Source organism: Xenorhabdus hominickii, assembly GCF_002632725.1.
Classification (GTDB): domain Bacteria; phylum Pseudomonadota; class Gammaproteobacteria; order Enterobacterales; family Enterobacteriaceae; genus Xenorhabdus; species Xenorhabdus hominickii.
This window is the reverse complement of the sequence record NZ_NJAI01000001.1, coordinates 1,572,323-1,576,609: the sequence shown is the minus strand read 5'-3', so window position 1 is coordinate 1,576,609 and position 4,287 is coordinate 1,572,323. Positions and strand designations below refer to the sequence as shown.

The window sequence follows — 4,287 nt, the reverse complement described above, 5'->3', positions numbered from 1 at the left end:
GCACTGCGCCCCAGAATGTAGTTGGGGTCATGGTTAAACAGCCCGCGCACATCATCATTGAGTACCTCATCAAAGGCCCCGGGCTTGATGATTTCACGAAAGCCCCAGAGCGGTTCTGAGCGGCTGTTAAACACCGAGCCGTAACCGACAATGCGCGTCGGCTGATCCTCCGGGGTTTCAGCACGCACTTCGCCGGGGTAACAGCGCATTTCCCTGTCACTCATCGGGTGTATCCTCTTGGTTGGGATGGGGTTGATTCTTGTTGTTAAGCAGATTGGCGGCGTTGACACTCACCAGCATGTCATCCAGTCCGTCCACCGGATTCAGGTCCTCAAAGGCACGGGCTTCATTGCGGCTCATCCAGCCATCCGTAATGGCGAAGTGGTAAAACTCGCCCCGCTCTTTCGGGGTGCCGCGTAAGAGTCCCGCCAGATTGAAACGGACATAAAACCCCGCCGCCCTTTCCTGCCGGGTAAACAATCGGCGGTTCAGTTCCTGCTCCCAGTTCACCACCCACGGCATCACGGTATGGCGGACAAACTGAATGGCCTGTTCGCTGATATTGGAAAACGTCGCTTTCTCCAGATCGTTAATCATGTGGGCCGGCACATTGAACAGCCCGGCTATCATGGAGCGGTTGAGTTTCAGCATATCAATCAACTGCGCATCCACCGGTGATACGGTCAGGGCGTGATAATCCAGTTCTGCGGGCAGCAGCAGGGTTTTATTTTCCTCACGGCGCAGGGCGGCGGCGGCTTTCTGCCACATCAGTTTGAGCCTTTCCCAGCCTTTATCGTTGATTTCTCCTTTCACGGAGACAATCCCCGCCGGCCGGGCATTCCCGCCAAAAAATGAACTGGTATATCTCTGCCCGCTCATGCCCATGCCGATGGTTTCCGCATGTTGCAGGATGGGGCTGAGGCCTAATTTCCGGTTATTGCCCAGCGCCCGGAGGTGGATCATGTCGTCGGGGCTGATGGCAAAACTGCCGTCTTCGTTATACACCCCGTAGGTATAGCGCCCGCCCGTGTTCAACAGGGTGGTTTCCCACGGCATACAGGCGTCAAGGGCCGTGACTTCCCCGCGCCGGTTACGTTTCACCCACGAATAACCATTGCCCCAGCCGAGGATATGGCGCTGTTTCAGCTCCCGCCATTTATAGCTGGTCTGCCAGTCGTTCGGCTCATCGTGTATCAGGTAAAACACCGGGTGATCACGGGCCATGTCCACGCTCTTGCCGTTCTTGCGCATCACATGCAGCGGCATCTGCGCCACCGAAGAGGACAGCACATAGATGCAGGCATAGACTGCCGCCAGTTTCATTGACGTTTCGGGGCTGACATACACGTCAGCACTGAACAGGCCATCGTGATCAACCGCCTCCGCTGTCAGCGGGGTTTTCGGGTTCTCCAGGGGGTCGTGGCGGAACAGGGCATCAAGCAGCATGTTTCCCCCTTCTGGCCACCACCAGGGCATAGGCAATAAACAGCGCACCGCCGATAATCAGGGTATTCGCCAGCCCGTATTTCAGGTAACAGCCCGCAAGCACCGCCCCGACGCCGGTCAGGGCGGTGGTATCAATCAGTAAGTTTTTCATAGCATTAACAGGTCATCCGGGTCGAGGTTGGAAAGAAAGTCGGGTTCTTCATGCAGGATAGCGCGCCCCATCGCCATTATCAGGGCCACCGCGCCGTCAATTTTGCTGTCCTTCTGCTCCTTGATGGGCCGCACAATGTCATCATTCCCGCCCAGCGTTTTCCCCACCACGTTGCCAATACACCAGGCCATAATCGGGTTGCCATCGTGATGGAAGCGGCCGGACTGAATGGCGGCTTCCAGCTCCTTCATCGGGTCGCTCATGTGGGTAAAGTTCTGGGTAATGATGATCGGGTTAATGCCTTCATCCGCCAACGCATGGGACAATCCCGTCGCCCCGAAGGGATCAATCGGCGCTTCATTGACCGGGTTCAGGTGGCAGGCCAGTTTGGCTTCTTCAAGGATGTAGCGGTAATCGACTTCAGCGCCTTCCGTGACGGTCAGCAGATCCATTGCCACCCATTTCTGGAAACGCTCGGCACTGCGCCGATTTTCGTTCTGCTCAACGCTGTAGACCGTGTCATACGGCACCCAGAACCGCGGGGCAATACTGTAGAAATGGCGTTTGCCCTCAATTTCACGGGTAAAAAGCCGGGCCATGCTGTTCATGTCCAGCTTACGGGCCAGGTCAAACGCCAGATAACAGGGTTGTCCCTCGAACTGTTCCAGTGTCAGCGACGTGTCTTCGCACTGTTTCCAGCTCACCATATTGAAGTACGCCTCTCGGGCGGAGACCCAGATATTCAGGTGCTTGGTTTTAAAGACACTGGCGAGCCGCGGGTTATTCAGGGCGCGCTGCTGCTGGCTTAACAGGAAATCCGCATACACCGACACGCCCATGTTCGGGTTGGCCTTGCGCAATACGGCCGGGGACGTCCAGTCATCCCCCTCATCCACGGTGTAAATCAGCCCGAACAGTTCGTCATTGGGCACATTACCGGCCAGCATCTCAATCACTTCGCGGCGCTTGTCATAACAGGGGCCTTCAATGTTGTAGCCTGCCGTGGTGATGGCCCACATCAGGGGCTGACGCCGTGCCCCCATCCCCGTCAGCATGGTGGTGTACAGGTCGTCGGTATCATGTTCATGATATTCATCGACAATGGCGCAACTGGGGGACTGCCCGTCACCGGGGTTGCCAATCAAGGGTTCAAGGCGCGCCCCGTCCGCCGGGCGGTTCAGGTTTGACGCGTTCACTTCAATGCCAAACGCCTCAATCAGCAGCGGGGTGCGCTTGCACATCAAGCGCGCCGGTCGGAACACTTCCCATGCCTGCTTCTCGGTCGTGGCCCCGGAATACACTTCCGCCCCGAATTCGTCATCACAGGTAAAGCAATAGAGGGCGACTCCGGCTGAAATGGCGGATTTACCGTTTTTACGGGGGATCTCCGTATAGACTTCCCGAAAGCGGCGCAACCGACTGCCCTTATGCACCCAGCCAAAGGCCGAACAGACAATAAATAACTGCCACGGCTCCAGCGTGATGGGCATCCGTTTAAATGCCCATTCGCCTTTGGTGTGCGGCAGCAACTGAATAAACTTCGCCGCCCGCTCGGCCAACTCTTTATCGAACCGGTACTTAAACGCTTTCGTTTTTTCCTGACTTAAGTTATCCAGATGCCGCTGACAGGCCTCCCTGACATGACGACCGGCTTCAATTTTGCCGCGCACCACATCACGGGCGTACTGGCTCGCCGCATTGACGTTCAGATAGGATTTACGGCTCATGATGAAATCATCCTCATAAACGGATTGTCGGTTTTGGCCTGACCCGCCGCCCCAATCAGGCGCTGGCGGCTGCTCGGATCTAACCCCAGCAGGGAGCCGGTGGTGTCCATTTCAGACTGCTGCTCTTTTTTGGCGGTCAGCTCCGGGTTTTTGATGGGGCCGCCGGTGGCACCAGTCACGGTATTCCCCTGCACAGCGATATTTACCACCGCGTTGCGCCAGAACTGGTACGCCACACACCAGCGTTCGAGCACCGCGAGATCGGTGACACAGAGTAACCCTTGTGCGCATAACTCCTTGCTGGTCAGCGCCCACATCACCCCGGCCAGCGGCAGGTTACTGTCGGCAAACCAGTCCGGCGCGGAAACGCCCGTCAACGGGGTGAATGCCGGTTCATCCCGGTTCAGCTTGCGCTTGCCCGGATTGCCGGCCAGTGCCTTGCGGGCCGTCGGCTTGGGACGACGACCTGACTTGCCCGCCGTTCCAGCCATAGGCAGCACCTCCCGTGCTCAAAAACAGTGAAAGAGGGATAAAAAGGCCTCCGGTTTAAAGTTCATTTTTCGCGGGTATAAAAAAAGACTTAAGGCGGCGGTCCTGTGGGGCGAGAGGGGTAGCGATTTCACCCGCCCGCCCTATACGTGACCATGACAACAGCAATGATTTCAGGTAAAAATTACGTCATCAGACCATTGTTTAACTGTCATGGTTACATCAGATATATTTACTCACTGGCATTAATTATCAGTCGTTGAGTGACTATCGCAGTCGCTCCGTTGCGGTCTTCGCCCGATGGCAAGACCAGCATAAACATTCCAGATTCGATAACGCATCCGTGCCCCCGTGGGCTTTGGGTTTGATATGATCAACCGTTGTCCCTGTCACGGCCCGACCTTGACGCAGGCATTGCTGACACAAGTGCTTGTCTCTGGCCTTGATGGTGGCCCTTAATCTGTCCCATGGGCT

General features: G+C 56.5%; 6 protein-coding genes. All 6 read right to left on the bottom strand.

Going from position 1 to position 4,287, the window contains the following annotated elements; translation table 11 throughout:
- The coding region (locus Xhom_RS48880) for an HK97 family phage prohead protease (protein WP_211287890.1) at positions 1-224 on the bottom strand (224 nt) is incomplete at its 3' end.
- On the bottom strand, positions 217-1,446 hold the full coding sequence (locus Xhom_RS48875; RefSeq protein WP_069318035.1) for a phage portal protein: 1,230 nt from the start codon (positions 1,444-1,446) through the stop codon (positions 217-219). The genes Xhom_RS48880 and Xhom_RS48875, both read right to left, overlap by 8 nt.
- Positions 1,436-1,597, bottom strand: coding sequence for a hypothetical protein (locus Xhom_RS48870; RefSeq protein WP_169928398.1), 162 nt, complete (start codon positions 1,595-1,597; stop codon positions 1,436-1,438). Before Xhom_RS48870 ends, Xhom_RS48875 begins: the two co-directional genes overlap by 11 nt.
- Positions 1,594-3,324, bottom strand: coding sequence for a terminase large subunit (locus Xhom_RS48865; protein WP_069315757.1), 1,731 nt, complete (start codon positions 3,322-3,324; stop codon positions 1,594-1,596). Before Xhom_RS48865 ends, Xhom_RS48870 begins: the two co-directional genes overlap by 4 nt.
- Complete coding sequence (locus tag Xhom_RS48860; RefSeq protein WP_069315756.1) at positions 3,321-3,815, bottom strand: phage terminase small subunit P27 family; 495 nt, start codon at positions 3,813-3,815, stop codon at positions 3,321-3,323. The genes Xhom_RS48865 and Xhom_RS48860 overlap by 4 nt, the downstream gene beginning before the upstream one ends.
- 265 nt (positions 3,816-4,080) lie before the next feature.
- Positions 4,081-4,287: HNH endonuclease (locus tag Xhom_RS48855; protein ID WP_169928532.1), on the bottom strand; the 207-nt coding region annotated here is incomplete at its 5' end.

Coding starts and splice junctions, on each gene's coding strand:
- Xhom_RS48870 (WP_169928398.1), bottom strand. CDS start 1,597: ATGAAAAACTTACTGATTGATACCACCGCCCTGACCGGCGTCGGGGCG.
- Xhom_RS48875 (WP_069318035.1), bottom strand. CDS start 1,446: ATGCTGCTTGATGCCCTGTTCCGCCACGACCCCCTGGAGAACCCGAAA.
- Xhom_RS48865 (WP_069315757.1), bottom strand. CDS start 3,324: ATGAGCCGTAAATCCTATCTGAACGTCAATGCGGCGAGCCAGTACGCC.
- Xhom_RS48860 (WP_069315756.1), bottom strand. CDS start 3,815: ATGGCTGGAACGGCGGGCAAGTCAGGTCGTCGTCCCAAGCCGACGGCC.